Annotated in this window: 15 protein-coding genes, 1 tRNA gene and 1 pseudogene; 8 read left to right on the top strand and 9 right to left on the bottom strand. The window is 67.3% G+C overall.

Going from position 1 to position 15,088, the window contains the following annotated elements; translation table 11 throughout:
• The first annotated feature begins 77 nt into the window (after positions 1-77).
• From H305_RS0124605 to H305_RS0124595, 3 genes are all read left to right on the top strand, one after another.
• The gene (locus H305_RS0124605; protein WP_028802739.1) at positions 78-701 is read left to right on the top strand and encodes a DUF6230 family protein; all 624 of its coding nucleotides are present in this window, start codon (positions 78-80) and stop codon (positions 699-701) included.
• 76 nt (positions 702-777) lie between these two features.
• Entirely contained in the window at positions 778-1,257 is a 480-nt protein-coding gene (locus H305_RS53490; protein WP_051370913.1) for a DUF6114 domain-containing protein, read from the top strand.
• A gap of 61 nt (positions 1,258-1,318) precedes the next feature.
• Positions 1,319-1,963: a hypothetical protein gene (locus tag H305_RS0124595; RefSeq protein ID WP_028802738.1), complete on the top strand. Its 645-nt coding sequence runs from the start codon at positions 1,319-1,321 to the stop codon at positions 1,961-1,963.
• 202 nt (positions 1,964-2,165) lie between these two features.
• On the opposite strand, the gene H305_RS46980 is transcribed toward H305_RS0124595, so the two are convergent.
• The 6 genes from H305_RS46980 to H305_RS0124560 all read right to left on the bottom strand — a co-directional run bounded on the left by H305_RS46980 (position 2,166) and on the right by H305_RS0124560 (position 7,187).
• Positions 2,166-2,531: a DUF2502 domain-containing protein gene (locus H305_RS46980; protein WP_158690573.1), complete on the bottom strand. Its 366-nt coding sequence runs from the start codon at positions 2,529-2,531 to the stop codon at positions 2,166-2,168.
• Positions 2,532-3,791: 1,260 nt separating this feature from the next.
• Complete coding sequence (locus H305_RS0124580) at positions 3,792-4,370, bottom strand: fasciclin domain-containing protein (RefSeq protein ID WP_028802737.1); 579 nt, start codon at positions 4,368-4,370, stop codon at positions 3,792-3,794.
• Between the two features lie 397 nt (positions 4,371-4,767).
• On the bottom strand, positions 4,768-5,406 hold the full coding sequence (locus tag H305_RS46975; protein ID WP_051370908.1) for a hypothetical protein: 639 nt from the start codon (positions 5,404-5,406) through the stop codon (positions 4,768-4,770).
• A gap of 442 nt (positions 5,407-5,848) precedes the next feature.
• A complete protein-coding gene (locus tag H305_RS0124570; protein WP_028802736.1) occupies positions 5,849-6,313 on the bottom strand; it encodes a hypothetical protein in 465 nt (154 codons plus the stop codon).
• A gap of 149 nt (positions 6,314-6,462) precedes the next feature.
• Positions 6,463-6,738 carry a hypothetical protein gene (locus tag H305_RS56100; protein ID WP_324608117.1) on the bottom strand — a complete coding sequence of 92 codons (276 nt, stop codon included), beginning with the start codon at positions 6,736-6,738 and terminating at the stop codon, positions 6,463-6,465.
• A gap of 140 nt (positions 6,739-6,878) precedes the next feature.
• A complete protein-coding gene (locus tag H305_RS0124560; protein WP_028802735.1) occupies positions 6,879-7,187 on the bottom strand; it encodes a hypothetical protein in 309 nt (102 codons plus the stop codon).
• A gap of 2,099 nt (positions 7,188-9,286) precedes the next feature.
• Between H305_RS0124560 and H305_RS55015 the strand changes: the two genes are divergently transcribed.
• From H305_RS55015 to H305_RS0124540, 4 genes are all read left to right on the top strand, one after another.
• Complete coding sequence (locus tag H305_RS55015) at positions 9,287-9,457, top strand: helix-turn-helix domain-containing protein (RefSeq protein ID WP_028802734.1); 171 nt, start codon at positions 9,287-9,289, stop codon at positions 9,455-9,457.
• On the top strand, positions 9,457-10,608 hold the full coding sequence (locus H305_RS0124550) for a tyrosine-type recombinase/integrase (RefSeq protein ID WP_028802733.1): 1,152 nt from the start codon (positions 9,457-9,459) through the stop codon (positions 10,606-10,608). The genes H305_RS55015 and H305_RS0124550 overlap by 1 nt, the downstream gene beginning before the upstream one ends.
• Before the next feature lie 235 nt (positions 10,609-10,843).
• Positions 10,844-11,311 carry a DUF4240 domain-containing protein gene (locus H305_RS0124545; protein ID WP_028802732.1) on the top strand — a complete coding sequence of 156 codons (468 nt, stop codon included), beginning with the start codon at positions 10,844-10,846 and terminating at the stop codon, positions 11,309-11,311.
• 425 nt (positions 11,312-11,736) lie between these two features.
• Positions 11,737-12,117: a hypothetical protein gene (locus H305_RS0124540; protein WP_158690572.1), complete on the top strand. Its 381-nt coding sequence runs from the start codon at positions 11,737-11,739 to the stop codon at positions 12,115-12,117.
• A gap of 156 nt (positions 12,118-12,273) precedes the next feature.
• On the opposite strand, the gene H305_RS0124535 is transcribed toward H305_RS0124540, so the two are convergent.
• Positions 12,274-12,531 carry a hypothetical protein gene (locus H305_RS0124535; protein ID WP_028802730.1) on the bottom strand — a complete coding sequence of 86 codons (258 nt, stop codon included), beginning with the start codon at positions 12,529-12,531 and terminating at the stop codon, positions 12,274-12,276.
• Between the two features lie 1,057 nt (positions 12,532-13,588).
• On the opposite strand from H305_RS0124535, the pseudogene H305_RS46965 reads away from it, so the two are divergent.
• Positions 13,589-13,804, top strand: a pseudogene (locus tag H305_RS46965) (tyrosine-type recombinase/integrase); the annotation flags it as partial.
• A gap of 76 nt (positions 13,805-13,880) precedes the next feature.
• Here the strand turns inward: H305_RS46965 and H305_RS0124525 are convergent.
• Together H305_RS0124525 and H305_RS46960 are read right to left on the bottom strand one after the other, a co-directional pair.
• Positions 13,881-13,956: transfer RNA gene (locus H305_RS0124525), tRNA-Arg, on the bottom strand.
• A gap of 258 nt (positions 13,957-14,214) precedes the next feature.
• Entirely contained in the window at positions 14,215-14,832 is a 618-nt protein-coding gene (locus tag H305_RS46960) for a ScbR family autoregulator-binding transcription factor (protein WP_051370906.1), read from the bottom strand.
• Positions 14,833-15,088 lie beyond the last annotated feature (256 nt).

Raw genomic sequence — 15,088 nt, 5'->3', positions numbered from 1 at the left:
TAGAGAGCGGCGTCGCCCACCCCTGTCCGGCATCGGCGAGCCCACGTATGAGCCCACGTACGAGCGGAGGAGACGGGATGCTGCGCAGCGCAGGCAGGACCTCCTGGAAGCGCTTCGCCTGCATTCTCGTCCCGAGTGCCGTGGCTGCCGCGGCCCTCGGTATCGCCATGGCCCAAGGAGCGCTGGCCGCGTCGTTCCTCATCTCCGGCCAGAAGTTCCAGGTGGCCCTGGACACCCTGGACGTCCGAGGTCTGGCCATCTACGGCACGGTGGACGTGACCAAGAAGGGCACCCTCGTGCCGGTCGTCGTCACCGGGGCCGGCCATGCGGAGATCAGCGGGCTGTGCCAGTCCGTGGTGGTCACGATCCCGGTCCTGGGCCCCTACACGCTGAAGATCACCGGCGGCGATCACAGCCGGGTCGAAGCGAGGAACCTGTTCCTCGACGCGACATCCCTGTCGAGCAGCCAGGCGAATTTCGACGACCTCGACATCGGCGTGGCGGCAGGAGCGGTCAGCAAGGGACCGATCAGCCGGGGGGACCGGAACTCCCGGTTCTTCGACCCCAACGGCTTTGCCCAGCAGGCGGATTCGGTCTTCCTGACCGACGTGCACTTCACCACGGTCGCCGTCTCGGCCGCCACGTTCAACATCCCGGACCTCGACGTGCAGCTCAGGCAAGGCCACCACGAGTGCTTCTGATCCGCCGGCACGAAGCACGCGCCTTCCGCCTCCGCTCGCCGCGCACTCCCTCCCGCCGAACATCAGGGAAGCCCACGTGTTCTTCCAGCGAATCGGCAGACGCGAGAACGCGCGCGTCGTCGCCGACGCCCGACGCAGATTCAGGACCTGGCGGGGCGAACGCCCCTTCTGCGCAGGCCTGTTCACCTTCACGGCCGGTCTGCCCATCATCTACTTTCCTTACGCCCGCCTGGACTTCGGCGCCATCCCCCTGGCACTGTCCACCTCGGCCGGCGCGGGGTCGCTGATCATCGGGGTTCTCCTCCTCACCCTCGCCCTCGCCCTCTGGTTCCACCGGCAGGCACGCGTATTCGCGGGGATCACGATCATCCTGCTGGCGCTCATCTCCTTCCCCGTCGCCAATTTCGGGGGCCTGATCATCGGGCTGGTCTCCGGCCTGATCGGCGGATCCCTGGCCTGTGCCTGGATTCCTCCGACGGGCGCCACCGATGCGCAGCCCGCGGCCGACCGTGCGTCGCCCCCCGTCCCGGTCGGTCAGGACCACGGTGGCAAGTGACGTCCTGACCGGCTGTTCGGCAGGCGGGCCGGAGTGCGATCGCCGCCGTCCGAGCAGTGCGGTGAAGCGCCGCTCGGCCGGCCGGCTGCTGCGGCCCCTCGCCTGTGCGTCGGCAGTGGCCGCCCTGTCCTTGGCCCTGCAGCTCGCCACGCCCACGGCCTCGAAGGCGCTGCTCGCCCCTGGCGGCATCCGCACGTCCGAGCCGTCGGCAGCCGGCGCCGCGCCGGCCGCCCGCCCACCGGACCGTGCGGCGGACGTCCCCTGGGTGCTGCGTGCCGACAGACTCGTGCTCCACGGCAGTTCCTTCCGTGGCGTGGTCTTCGTCAGGACCGCGGCCGGGTCCGAGCGGGTACTGAAGTTCACCGCACGGTCGCTGGACCTCGGCGACCTCGACCTGACGGCGGGACGCGGCCGCTCGGCGGTGCGACTGCGGGGCAGGCCCGCGACCACGTCCACGATCAAGGGCAAGGACGTGGTGACTCTGTACATCCAGAAACTGAGCGGCACGCTCGTCGGCCTGGGCGGCGCCCCGCTCCCGGCGGACCGCGGCGTCACCGTCACGCCCGACGCGCTGCCCCCGTGGCTCTCCCACTCCACTGCGCCCACCCGCACCATCACTTTCAAGAACGTGACCGTGTTGCAGGCCGCCCGGCTCAGCGGCGATCTGTCCATCACCGGCCCGACCCTCGGCGTCGTGGCGGGCTGACAGCGCACGCCCGCTGCCTGCGGAACACGGACGCATGACGGACGAGTACCAGCAGCCCGTAGGGCAAGCGGACGTGCCGGAGGGCCGAAGACCGCAAGGAACGGTCTTCGGCCCTCCGGCCGGGTGCAGCGGCCGTGCCGGCTATGACGACGGACGGCAGAGGGAGCGGGCCTCCGCGTCACGGCACAGCCGCCAGGGCGGGCTAGCGGTGGCCGTGGTACTCGCCCCGGTCCCAGCCGTGGTGCCGGCCCCGGTCCCAGCCGTAGTGCCGGCCGCGGTCACGGTCCCAGTCCCGGCGCCGATCCCGGTCCCGGTCCCAGCCGTGGTGCCGGTCCCGGTCCCGGTCCCAGCCGCGGTGCTCGCCCCGGTCCCAGCCCCAGCCCCGGTCCCGGTCGCCGAAGCGACCGTCGTGGCGGTAGTCGCTTCCGTGGCTGTGCGAGTAGCCCCTCCCGTTGTCGCGGTCATGACCGGCTCCGGCCGCCAGAGCCGGCATGGCGGCCGCGCCGACGAGTGCGCCCGTTGCCACAAAGGTGGCGATCAGGCGGACCGCCGTACGAGAAACAGACATGAATCTGTCACCTCACGTTCGTGCACGCCGACCCTGGTCTGAGCCGGGCGCGCTGTCCGAAATTCCCGGCTAGGTGCCGAGGACCCCAAACTGTGGCCCTTTGCGGCGACACCAGAGCAAGGACAGGATTCGCGTTACAAAGCGCAGATATATCGGTAACTGTCCCGTGTATGCGCCATTGATGCCCAAGAGGAGTCTGGGTGTCGGCCCGGCCCCGGCCCGGGAATCATGCCGAGAGCAGGGAAAACAGGGAGCTGACGGTCAGTGGGACGCTTGGCCGTCGCGCTGCCTGAACTCCTCCGAACGGCCCAACGGCTTCGGTAACAACGGGGGTCCTCTGTTCGGGGGACCCTTTGCGGTCCGCGGCGATCCGGTCGATCGGCGGCAGCGCCGTCGTGACCACGGACGTCCGCACGCACGTCGTGCGGAACACCCGGCGCGAGCCCATGAGCCACCTGGACCGGCTGCTCAGGAAGCGCCCCGGACGTCGTTGACCAGCGGCGTTGATGTCGAACAGGGATGCCGAAGCCCCGGACCGTCGGTCCGGGGCCTTTGCGCTGGCGCCCCCGGCAGGATCCGAACCTGCGACGCCCGCTTCAGGGGCGAGTGAGGCGACCACCTGACCTGCGTATTCCTGCCTCGGGCCGAGGTGCCGAACTCCCCCTGCGAACCACGGTTCCCCGTCTGTTCGACGAGCTGGAGAAGGGGTTCACCACCGCCGCAGGACTGAGCGGGCAGGCCCGCCTCTCTCCCATGCTTGGTCCGGCACGCAAACTGAACAACTGGCTCAACGCCCACCCCATTCAATAGACCGACGGGCCCCAGCAGCGGGGGCTTGGCTTCTTGATCCTGCTGTTCCCAGCAGGTTCCCGGCGGAGGTCGTGGGCACTGGCCTTCGAGGGTCGGCAGAAGCGTCTGAGCAGGTCCGTTGCCCGGCTGGGTTCCATTGACCACCGCAGAGGCTCTGGGAGTGCTTCCTGGATGGCTTGTTCGAACTCGGCGGGCGGTGAGGCGACGACTGTCGGGCCGCGGTTCCGGCGGGAGACTGTCGGGCCGCGGTTCCCGACGCGCTTCCGTCCGGAGGCCAGTGGCGGTCACGGTCGGCCTGAGCGTGCTGCGGCACGGCTTCTCCGCCGTCGCCCTCGCCGACCAGTACGGCCCCGGCACGAGAAGAACGCCGCCGGGGCCGGAAACTGCGCGAAGGACCTCCCGTTCCTGCGTTTACACGGGTCACCCCGCGCCCGCAACGGGAGCTGTGACTCAGGACGGGGGCTGTAGGACTGCGTCCACGACGTAAATGGTGGCGTTCGCGGCCTTGATGTTGCCGCAGACGATGTTCGCCTTGCCGTTGACCTTGAAGTCGGTACCCGAGCCCGACGTGGTCAGTTTGCTGCCTTCCACCGTCGTGAAGGAGCCCTTGGAGAGCTGGTCCGGGGTGATCTGCTTGTCCACCACGTGGTAGGTCAGCACCTTCTTCAGCTGCCCCTGGTCGCTGAGCAGCGAGGAGAGCTGCGACGCCGTCACGTTCTGGAACGCCTGCTGATCGGGGGCGAAGAGGGTGACGTCGGGCTTCCCGTCGAGGGTGTCGCCCAGCTGCGCCCTGACCACGGCTGCCACCAGCTGGCTGAGCTGCGGGTAGGCAGACGCGGCCTCTACGACCTTGTCCTTGGCCGTATCGACCTTCTGGGAGAGCGCCGAACAGCCCGAACCGAACGTGCCGGACGGGCTGGGAGACGCATCCTCCGCGTGGCTCTGCGACGTCAGGCCTCCGAGGGCGAGCGGGACGGCGACCACAACTGCTGCGGCGGCTTGTGCTGTACGCGTGCGGGTGAGCCTCATAGCGAACCTTCCTCCCGTGGAGGGGTGAATGCTGCCGAGGTCTGGACTGCGGCTGTCTTCGTCTCCGCGGGGCGGGGCGGGGGCGGCTGCAGCGCCCGGCCGGCGTTGGCGCCCTCACACCCTGCCGCTCAGCGAGCGTATCCAGCATCTGCCCGGGACCGCATCTCGAAGCCGGACGCGGCGAACGTCCCGCTTGCCGCCCTCGGCATGCGGGTTCGCGCCACTGACCTCTCCAGCCCTGGCGCAGCACCTCTGGAGACCACCCGTGCAAAGAACCCAGCTCAGCTGTTGGGAAGGGCCGGGCTCTGAGCCTGGCAACCTCCTTGCCGGCGGGCTGTCGGCAGGTGTGGCCGAGTCTGCCGTCGTCCCGGCTCCCGCCCGGCCGCCGGGGCGAGGTTCATGCGTGACGCTGGTAGTTGTTCTCGTACTCGTCGAAGACGATGTGTGCGTCGCCGTGTGCGCCCACCCTCAGGTCTTCGTCGAGCGTGCGGACGCGGTACTGCCAGCCGTCGGGAAGCCGCAGGCGTTCCCCGAGCGTGGGCAGTTGCTCCACGTCCAGGTCCGGTTCGACGTGCCGGGAGAGGCTCTGCATGACGTACTGGTGTCCCTCGGGGGAGACGAGCTCGTGGATCTCGCTTCCCTTCAGGAAGACCCACTGGGTGGTACGCCCCACGGTGAGCTGCGTATAGGGCGGCCGTTGGGTGCTGAGGAACGTCCGCAGGTCGGGGACATGGATATCGGCCACCGTGTGCATGGCGATGCCCTCCACGGAGGTGACCCGCCCTTCGTCGCGGAGCTCTGCCGTGGCGGTGTCCATGAGCGCCCGGCGCGGCCCGTTCATCCACGCGGCGTCTCCGTGGAACTCCTCTGCCAGGGCGGCGGGGTCCAGGGCGCGAAACTGCTCGTCGGTGAAGTCGACCGGCAGACCCAGGGTGTTGTAGACCATGCCGCCCGCTCCGGGATCGTCAGCATCTTTGGTGAAGACGACGATCTCGGCGTGGGGCACGCCGTGGAGATTCTCGAACGTCCTGGTCACTGGAGCCTGGTCGGCCGGAGTTGACGACATACGGCGACTCGCTTTCTGTGGCACGACGGTCCTGGGCGGCCTGCGGTCCGTTGACGCCGACTGGCTCCGGAAACTCCGAGGGACACCAACTCTGTGGTCGGAACGTACGTGCCTGTCCGGACTCCTGCCCCTGGGCGGCATCGGCCGTTCGGCCGTACGAGTGCGATGGCGCCCGTACGGCGGGAGGCAGCAGCCCGGGCCGTGGTCGCGCTGTTTCGAAGCTGCGACACCCGCTTCAGGCTAGAGGCGGGGCGACAGGACAGGTGGCCTGCGGATACCTCGACCAGGCCAGTCGTCACGGTTCTGCCTGCCGGTCGCCACTACGAACCGTGGCTGACCTCTGTATCCGGCACGACTGTGGCACGCAGCGAGCAGCGGATCAGCACCCTGCCGGCTCGGTCGAGCCGGGTGCTCAGCCACCGTAGCGGCGGCGCAGATCCTCGGTGATACGCGACATGAGCCCGGCCGCGTCTTGCGGAGGCGTCTCTGTCAGGGGACGTTCTGCCTGGGGATCGTAAGCGGAAAGCCCGGTCTCCTTCTCGACGACGGCAGCAAGGGCGAAGACCTTGTCGAGGACGACCGCAGCGTTGTTTCCGGCATGCCAGTAGGGCACGGTGATGCTCACTTCGTCGCCGAACACGGAGAAGTGGATGCCGGTGCCCGAGTGGCTCAGGTCCCGCGACTCCTGCTCGTACTCCGTGATCTCCACTTCGCCCAGCAGAGCCCGGGCTTGCGGCGTTATTCGGTCCCAGGCTTTGAGGAGGCCGGCGGGAATCGGCTCGCTGTCCTCGGCCTGGGCCGCGTCTTCCATCGCCTTCAGGGCCTCGTCCCAGGACAGCCCGTCGCGCCGACTCAGGAAGTAGATGTCATAGCTCACCGCGCGATCGTAGACACTGGCACCTTCCGAGCCCAGGACTCGCGGCCGAATGGCTACGGGTGACAGCAGCGTCATCAGCTTGGGAAGCTGCGAATCATTTGGGACGGGGTCGGGCGCCGACCTGGACGAACGACTGGATGATGGCGTCTTCAGACCGAGTCGTTGTCACCGTGGTTCCCCGCCGTTCCCCGCTCTGTCTGGTGCGCTTGTGGTGCGATAGCAGCATCCCCGCTCAGCGCCGTTGACTCGTCGGCTTCGCCGTACAGGCCGGCGCGGAGGCGTTGCTTGGCCGCTTCGAGGCGCGGGCCGTAGTCAGGCATGAAGATCTCGCTGAGCGTCGTGTCCAGCGTTCCCGAAATGGTGTAGATCGGGGACCAGACGGCTCGGTCGCGCACGATCTCCTGAAGGTCGTCGGACTTGAACATGACTTGGTAGAGTCAGTCCGACAGCACGAATGCCTGATCGTGCGTGAGCCTGATGGTGATCGCGTCTTCGTCCACGACCTCAACCTAGCCGCCTCGACTGTTGGTGTCGCGTGTCCTGACCTGCTACGACGTCGGCTTGCTCACCAATCCCGCCACTGGTCCGTGAGCTCATGCCGCCCGAGTCCGCGCCTGGCGGTCAGGGCCGCGACGTCGACCCCTCGCTCGGTGAGGGCCTCGTCTATGTAGGTGCACAGCTGCTCGCGCTCATCGGTCTCGAACGCGCACTCGTCGTGAGCTTCGTTCACCGCGTTCAGGGCCAGGACGACGCGCTGCGCTATGGCGAAGACGCGTTCGTCGTCTCCTTCGGCGAGTGCGGACAACTCGGCCTCAAAGGTGTCCAGGACGGCATCAGTTGCCGACAGAAGCTCATCGGGGAATAGGTCGACCATGCACGCGCAGTCGGGATCCAGAGTGCCGGCGGCAAGCTCCGCGGCCTCCTGGGCTATGCCCCTGCGTCAATTCGTCGTCGGTCTCTCGGCCATGAGGCCGGACCGTACAGTGCGGCTCTGACATCGAGGTCCGCTCTTCGCGGCTCGCCAAGCAGCTCATGAGGGGCATGAGCTTGGGCGGATTGCTGCAGCCCATCCGGCACTCGGCCTAAGCCTGCGGCGGCCGTATTGCTGCATGACTTCTCGCCCATGCGTGCACGGGTCGCCCGGGACGATGATGTGGGCGTAGTGGCACGCCTGTGGTACGGCCGCTGAAACGCCAAAGAGCCAGCCCGGGAGGAAACCCTCTCTGAGCTGGCCCTTTGTTCTGTGCCCCCGGCAGGATTCGAACCTGCGACACCCGCTTTAAGAGTTCGATTCATGGGGTGCGTGGGCTGCTTGGGCCCGTGCTGGCCGAGTGAAACGGCATCCAGCTTTGGACGCGGGGATCTGGGGTCGTCTGGCAACGTTGATGTCAACTGGTGATGTCAGAACCATTCGAGTCGGACCACCTTGGACGCTCCTGGAGCTCTGCTGCATCCCGTGTATGGGCGGCGCCGTTGCTGAGGTCTGCGCTGCCGGCCAGTCGGTCGCCCGGAGGTGTCGCCGGTCAGGCACGGTCACAGTGGTTGCTGTACTACAGCCACCATGCCGGCTCCCGTGGTCGCTGCGAGGAGTCATGCTCACCAGTAGAACCAACCTGGTGTCGCCGTGTAGTCCTGAGGTATGTAGTCGCACTTGTCACCGACAGGCCGTTGGGCTGCGATCGTTGCAGCGCGGCTCTCCCCGCGAGCATCTACGCCGTCTGCTGCTATGAGCAGTGCGACCACAGTGGTCATGCATGCGAGGTGGAGAAGGGTGCTCCGCGGTTTGTTCCACCAGAGAGCGATTGCGCTGAGGGTCGATATGGCGCCGGCCGACAGCACCAGACCAAGAGCGGTGTATGTCAGACGGTCAACAGCCTCCGAAGCGTGGCAGAAGACGTACTGGCGACCGCCTCTCAAAGCGCTGAGCCGTTCGAACAGCGCGCCTGCGGTCAGTAGCAGCCCGAACAAGGCAACATGCCCAGCTCTCACCACGGGCCGGGCGCCTACCGTGATGTCAGCGGCTTTCAAGATTCCCCCCAGTGGCCACCCTTGATGAGCTAGTCGTGCACAGTAGCGCGCGGTCGGTGGATCCAAGCAGAGGGAGCTTCGCCCGTGGACTGAGGGTGGCGCCCGGCAAGCCCAGCCTTAAGGTCTGGCCTCATCCTCATCAGGTCGGTCACGGCGCCTTCCGTACCCTGCACTTCGCTGGGAAAGCGGCTCGACGCCGGCCGCTGGGGTACGCCGGAATCCGACCGTGTTCGCGGCTGTTGGTGTCAGCCGCTGGTGTCAGACATCAGTGGCTCACTTGACGGTCGCCTGGCCGGGGAGTAGGGGCACTGCTCAATCTACGTCGCCAGCATGATGAGCCTTGGCGAACATTCCAGTCCGGAGCTGAAGCACCGCACCGAGCACGATGACCCCCAGGGCAATGGTGGAAACAACCATCCCCGCTCCGGAAGAGAAACCGAGAAGTCTAGCTCCGCCGTCCAGGACGAAACCGCCACCCATCGCTATCCGACCCCAACCAGCCCTAGGTGACCGCGCGTACTCTGCGATTCCTCGGCTGCCGGTCAAGGTCAACACGCCCAGGACTACGACAAAGCAGCCGGAGCCCAACATGATCCATGCAGACATGGCACCCCTCCGCAGGGAGGCTACTGCACGGGAGTGGCCTGCGGCCTGGTCGTGCCGTAAAGCACTGGTACAGCCCGTGCCAAGCCGCACCCGCTTCCCTCCTCACCTCCTCAACCCACCATCCACCCCGGCTCCCATCCCGTCTGCCGTCGGCCCACACAACGTGGAGCGGGCGTGGTTCATGGCGCCCAGGTGGAGCGCGCCACTGTACGAACGACCTGGACGCCATGGGCCGCGTCTGCTCGGCTCTGCCTGGGTCGATGGCGGACGGGATGGGAGCACCCCGCGCACGCCACTGTCCGCCGGCACTCGCGAACGGCGCCCCGCCCCCGCCGGAGGCTGGTTCTGACCGTGCCGGACGTCATGGCACGGCTCAAGCTCGGACGCTCGAAGGTCTACGACCTGATCCGCTCGCACCGTCTGATCTCGATCAAGATTGACGGCTCCCGCCGTATCCCCGCCGACGCCGTGCGCGACTTCATCCTCGGCCAGATCGAGGAGGCTGCCTGATGGCCGGTCAGCGCAAGCGGAACCCCAACCGCGCGGGAACGATCACCAAGCGCAAGGACGGCCGCCATCAGTGCGCCGTCTACGTCCTCCAGCCGGACGGGACTCGCGCCCGGAAGTTCGCCTACGGCAAGACCTGGCAGGAGTGCGACACCAAGCGCCGAGAGCTGCTCGCCAAGGTCGATCAGGGCGTGCCCGTCCCCACCCGCTCGGCGAAGCTCTCCGAGTGGCTCCCGTACTGGCTGGACAACGTGATCAAGCCTCGGCGGAAGCTCAGCACGTACGACAAGTACGAGGCGCACGTCCGGCTCTACCTGGTGTCGCTGCTCGGCTCGAAGCGGCTCGAATCCGTCGGTGTCGCTGACGTGCGTCGCTTCCTCGTTCGGCTGGAGAAGGAGACCACCCCAGCAACGGCCAAGGAATCCCACCGCGTGCTGCGTCCCGCGCTGTCCTCCGCCTGCCGCGAGGAATTGATCGCGCGCAACGTCGCCAAGCTCGTTGAGGCGCCCCGCACGGACGACAGGGAGCTGAAGCCCTGGACGCTGGACGAGACACTCGACTTTCTCGCCGCCTCTCGCAGAGATCCGCTCTACGCGGCCTTCGTGCTCGCCATCGCCATGGGGCTCCGTCGGGGCGAGATCATCGGTCTCCGTTGGTTGGATCTCGACCTCGATAACCGAGTCCTCTACGTCCGCCAGCAGACTCAGCGCCGTAGTGGCGTCCTCTACGACGATGACCCCAAGAGCCGTCGTCGTCGCGTCGTCCCGCTGCCCGCGCTCTGCATCGCCCCGCTGCGCTGGCACCGGATGCGGCAGTCCGTCGCACGCGCCAAGGCGGGGGAGCAGTGGCACGAGTCGGGCTACGTCTTCACCACCGGCACCGGGCGCCAGGTCGAGCCGCGGAACGTCTACCGGTCCTTCACCCGCATCGCCGACTCCGCCGGCATCCGGGTGGTCCGGCTGCACGACGCCCGGCACGGTACGGCCACTCTCCTTACGGCGGCCGGGGTCGCTCCCCGCGTCGTGATGGAGATCCTCGGGCACAGCCAGATCAGCATCACCATGGACGTGTACACGCACGTCGTGCAGGACACCCAGCGCGAGGCCATGAGCCACATGGATCGGCTGCTCAGGAAGCGCCCCGGTCGTCAGTGACCAGTGCCGTTGCAACGACTCCTAGAACCCAAGATCGGTCCGGGGCCTTTGCCCTTGTGCCCCCGGCAGGATTCGAACCTGCGACACCCGCTTTAGGAGTTCGATCTACACCCGCCCCTGATGCCGTCGTCGGCAGGTCCGGTGGTCGTGCGAGGGTGCTGGCGTATGCCGCCGTCCGGCCTCGTTGATGTCAGCCGTGGATGTCAGACCGCCATGACATCCTGCGTCCGTGCCAATGACATGGGCTGACTTCTGGGCGCTGATAGCGATCTTGGAGGGGCGAGCTACCCAAGCGGACTGCGGGCGTCTCACCGAGGAGTTGAGCCGCCGCTCAGTCCCCGACATCGTCGGCTTCGCGGAACGCCAGGCCGAGGCGCTCTACCGCCTGGACCAGGAGCGGTTCGGCACCCTCCCCGTCGTCGACCTGACCGCCCGGTTCGGTAGCCCCTTCCTGCAGTCGGCCGACGTTTTCCTGTACACACGGTGCGCTGTGGTGGCTGCCGGGCGGGACGTGTGGGAGAGCGTCTTCTTCGACACCGACAAGTTCGTCCCGTACACCGCCAGTGAGTACGACGGTGAATCGCTCCTGTATGTGCCGGGCGAGGCGTACGAGCTGGCCGTCGGCGAGAAGTGGCACCACCTGACCCGGTACTCCTACGAGACCTGCTCCAACCCGGACGGCTGGCCGCACCTTCGGGACTGAGCCGGGCTACCGCTTGACCGGGATTTCGTAAACGATCTCGCTCCGGGCGGCCAGCCCAGAGATGACCCAACTTCAGTCCGATCAACTGACGGCCGGGCCCTTCGACGCACCCCGCTTGGACCTCAGCCGACGACAGTCAGCGCGCCCTGGGTAACTCTCGATTCCCGGCGAGTCCCCGCCCGTTCTGGCACGGATGTGGCACGTCCCGCGGCCTCCTCGATGCGAACTATGGGCACGGTGGTCGCTGAGGTCTGCCGGGCACGTCAGACGGCCGCTCAGGGCCGGTGGCGGTCGGGGCTGGGTGCGATGGTTGCTGTACTTCGCTGCTGTACTCTCCGGCCATCGCGCAAGGAGGGGCAGTGCCGCAAGATCAGAGTGCCGATACGGATGGCCTCACGTCTGAGGGAGCGTCCCTCCGTACCTGGATGGCAAGAGGGAAGTACCTCCTCATCGAGGTGGTCGCGCTGACTCCGCTGCTCGGTATCGGTGGGTTCTTCCTGGCAGTGTTGTCCGCTTTTCCGTGCATGTCGCCCGGCAGTGAACCTGAGGCTTCGGACCACGTTGTCTATCCTGCGGCCTTCGACCCGGTCCCGCCCTTCGCGGGCATGGTGCTTGTGGCACTGGCTGTCGTTGCGGTCTGGGGCGCCTATCACGCGAAACCGATGGTGGTGAAGACCCAGGCGGTGCTTGCGCTGGTCACTGTCGTCACGGCATTTGCCCTTCATGACCCTCACCCGACGTGTACGCGCAGTACCAACGCCAGTGCTCCAACCGGCTTGGTTCCTTACTCGTCCATACAGTCTTGAAATCTGCCGGCTTCGCCTTCCCAGGTTCGAATCCTGGCGCCGCCACCCTTACGGGAATCGGCCCCTGACCAGCAAGTTTGGTCGGGGGGCGTTCTCGTTTCCGGCTGACCTCAGTGCCCGCTGTTCCCCGCCCGACCCTCGGCAGGGGGAGCGCGATCACCACAATAGGAAAGCGGTGATCGGCCATCCTGGTAGCACGAGGAGGAATCCCATGACGGCCAGGCCTATGCCGCGCTGGCTCCGTCGGGCCAGCTGGACGCCGGCGGTGATGCTGAAAGCGAGCGCCAGCGGCGTGAAGACGAGCAACGACACAAGCAGCCCTAGGATGCCGAGGCCGAGAAGCAACAGCAACGACAGCAGCGAGAGGACCAGCGCGGCAATGGCTGCACCGTTCCATGTTGTCGGCGGGTGCACTGGTTCGCCGGGCGAGGGGTAAGGGCGGGACGCAGCGTGCCATTCTTGGCCCCAGTATGGGCCGGGTGGCCTGCCTGGGGTCGGATCGGAATCCGTCATCGAGTGATGCCCTCCCGGCTCTGCGGCTGAGGTAGATCCCTACAGTTGTCGTGACCTGGGGCGAAGGTAGCTCACGTGGTCGAGGGAGTACTGATGCGGGGCGACGTTCATAGGTCGCGGAAGGCCCACCATGCTGGGCACAGGATTTGAACCTGTGGCCTCATCCTTATCAGGTCGATGACGGCGGCCTTGAGACCTTGCTTAACGCCCAATGTGCCCATACGGGCCTGCCGCTGAGGTCCGGCCTCGATCGCCGCGATTCGCGTTCGTTGGTGTCAGACGTTGATGTCACGCCGCGCTGCGTCCTTGACGGGGGGCTTACTCGGCTTCGCCATCGCCCACGGCATCGAGCAATCGCTGTCGTGCTGCATCTACGCGGCCAACATAGTCCGGCATGAACACCTCGGGCAGCGTTGTCTCTAGAGGCCCTGAGATCGCGTAGATCCCGGACCAAACTGCCCGGTCAGGCACGATGGCGTCTCGTAGAGCCAGTCAGACAGGACCAGGGCTTGATCTCGCGTGAGCTTGATGAGCACTGATTCCTCGTCCACGTGATCACCGTACAGCGGCGGCCACGCGAGTCACTCCCCCTGCCCACCACTCAACCCCAGCTCCCATCCCGTCCGCCGTCGGCCCACACATCGTGGAGCGGGCGTGGTTCATGGCGTCCAGGTGGAGCGCCCCACTGGACGAACGACCTGGACGCCATGGGCCGCGTCTGCTCGGCTCTGCCTGGGTCGATGGCGGACGGGTGGGAGCCCACCACGCTCGCCACGATGTGCCCGCGGCCGGGAACGGCGCCCCCTCCATCCCGGTGCCGGCCGATCCCCAGCCGGAGGCACTGTTTTGACCGTAGGCCGCCTACGCGGTGCAGCCACGGCGGGGTTCTCCCCCCTCTCGTGGCAGCGCCCGCTGTCCGGCTGGTGGCCTGGTGCGGGATCAGCGGGCCGTGCGAACGCCAGGCCTTCGCGTGATCCGGCTGCACGACGCTCGGCACGGCACGGCCACCCTGCTCACGGCGGCCGGAGTCGCGCCTCGTGTCGTGATGGAGATCCTCGGGCACTCTCAGATCAGCATCACCATGGACGTGTATACGCACGTCGTGCAGGACACCCAGCGCGAGGCCATGAGTCACATGGACCGGCTGCTCAGGAAGCGTCCCGGTCGTCAGTGACCGTGCTCGTTGATGTCAGCCGTAGATGTCAGAGGCCCGGCAGCTCCCCAATTTGGGAACTGCCGGGCCTCTGAACTGGTGCCCCCGGCAGGATTCGAACCTGCGACACCCGCTTTAGGAGAGCGGTGCTCTATCCCCTGAGCTACGAAGGCGGGGTTCTGGCGGATCATGGTCCGGGAGTCCGGATCTGATTCCGACAGAGCTTTCGGTGGCGCGGCCGGGGTACGGCTGTGCCACCGCCCACAGTGTAGCGGTTGGTGATCCGACGGCCGGGGGGACTTTCGTGGGAGAGGGGTGGGTTCGCTCGGAGGGGGCTGCTGACCTGCGGGGAGGCGTGCTCCGCGGGCGTGGGTCCACGGGTGGGCGGCAGGGTGTTCCGGTGTCGCCCACGGCTCGTCCCGGAGGGGCGCTCAAGAGCCCGACAGGGCCGGGCGGACCAGTTGGATCATGCGGGTCAGGCGCTGTTCGGCCGACTCGCGGGAGCTGAACGGGCTTTTTCCGAAGGCGAGTTCGGTGTGTGTGCGGGTCAGGGACGAGGTGCCGGTGATCAAGGACATCATGAGGGTGGCGGTCGGGCGGACGTCCACGCCGGGTCGCAGCGAGCCGTCGGTCCTGGCTCGGCGCAGGGTCCGGTACAGGCTGCCGAGCCAGTTGAGGTGGCAGTGCACCGCCGGGTCGTCCGGTGTGTCGATCTCCTGGGTGAGCCGGGTGCCGGCGCGCACGACGACGTCGGTCTCCAGGAGGCGTACGAGCGTGTGGGCCATGTCGACGGCGATGTCGAAGCCGGGCCCCCGGCGCTCCGCCTGCTGGGCGAGGAGGGCACCCGATGTGGTGCAGGCCTCGGCCTGGACGGCACGTGCGAGGTCGGACTTGGCGGCGAAGTGGAAGGACAGCGCGCCCTTGGTGACCTGGGCGAGTTCGCTGATCACCAGCAGTGTGGCGCGCTCGTAGCCGACCTGGTCGAAGACCGTGGAGGCCGCTCGGATCAGGTTGCCTCTGGTTCGCCCGGACCTCTCCTGCTTCACCACGACGCAACCACCCGGACGCTCCTTGTCACTTGGCCGCCTCTTGTCCTTCGCAGGCGACGCTAGAAACCAACTTTCCGGTTTGTCAACGGGGCCGGGGTATGGAGATCATCTTCACGACATGGCGCCAACCTGCGGGTTTCGCAGATGAGTTGGGTGGGACGCGTTTGATCGATGTCGGTCGTGAGGTGCCGGGAGGTGAGGGAAAAAACCGCGCGGCCGGTTTTGACGGCCGGGGCACCGCGAGGGGATCGATCCC

The organism is Streptomyces sp. 142MFCol3.1, assembly GCF_000424945.1.
GTDB lineage: Bacteria > Actinomycetota > Actinomycetes > Streptomycetales > Streptomycetaceae > Streptomyces > Streptomyces siamensis.
This window is presented reverse-complemented; position numbering and strand designations above follow the sequence as displayed.

Excerpts from the sequence above, each read along its gene's own strand:
- H305_RS0124605 (WP_028802739.1), top strand. The coding sequence starts at position 78 with ATGCTGCGCAGCGCAGGCAGGACCTCCTGGAAGCGCTTCGCCTGCATT.
- H305_RS46980 (WP_158690573.1), bottom strand. The coding sequence starts at position 2,531 with ATGTCTGTTTCTCGTACGGCGGTCCGCCTGATCGCCACCTTTGTGGCA.
- H305_RS0124580 (WP_028802737.1), bottom strand. The coding sequence starts at position 4,370 with ATGAGGCTCACCCGCACGCGTACAGCACAAGCCGCCGCAGCAGTTGTG.
- H305_RS56100 (WP_324608117.1), bottom strand. The coding sequence starts at position 6,738 with ATGTTCAAGTCCGACGACCTTCAGGAGATCGTGCGCGACCGAGCCGTC.
- H305_RS0124560 (WP_028802735.1), bottom strand. The coding sequence starts at position 7,187 with ATGGTCGACCTATTCCCCGATGAGCTTCTGTCGGCAACTGATGCCGTC.
- H305_RS0124550 (WP_028802733.1), top strand. The coding sequence starts at position 9,457 with ATGGCCGGTCAGCGCAAGCGGAACCCCAACCGCGCGGGAACGATCACC.
- H305_RS0124545 (WP_028802732.1), top strand. The coding sequence starts at position 10,844 with ATGACATGGGCTGACTTCTGGGCGCTGATAGCGATCTTGGAGGGGCGA.
- H305_RS0124540 (WP_158690572.1), top strand. The coding sequence starts at position 11,737 with ATGGCAAGAGGGAAGTACCTCCTCATCGAGGTGGTCGCGCTGACTCCG.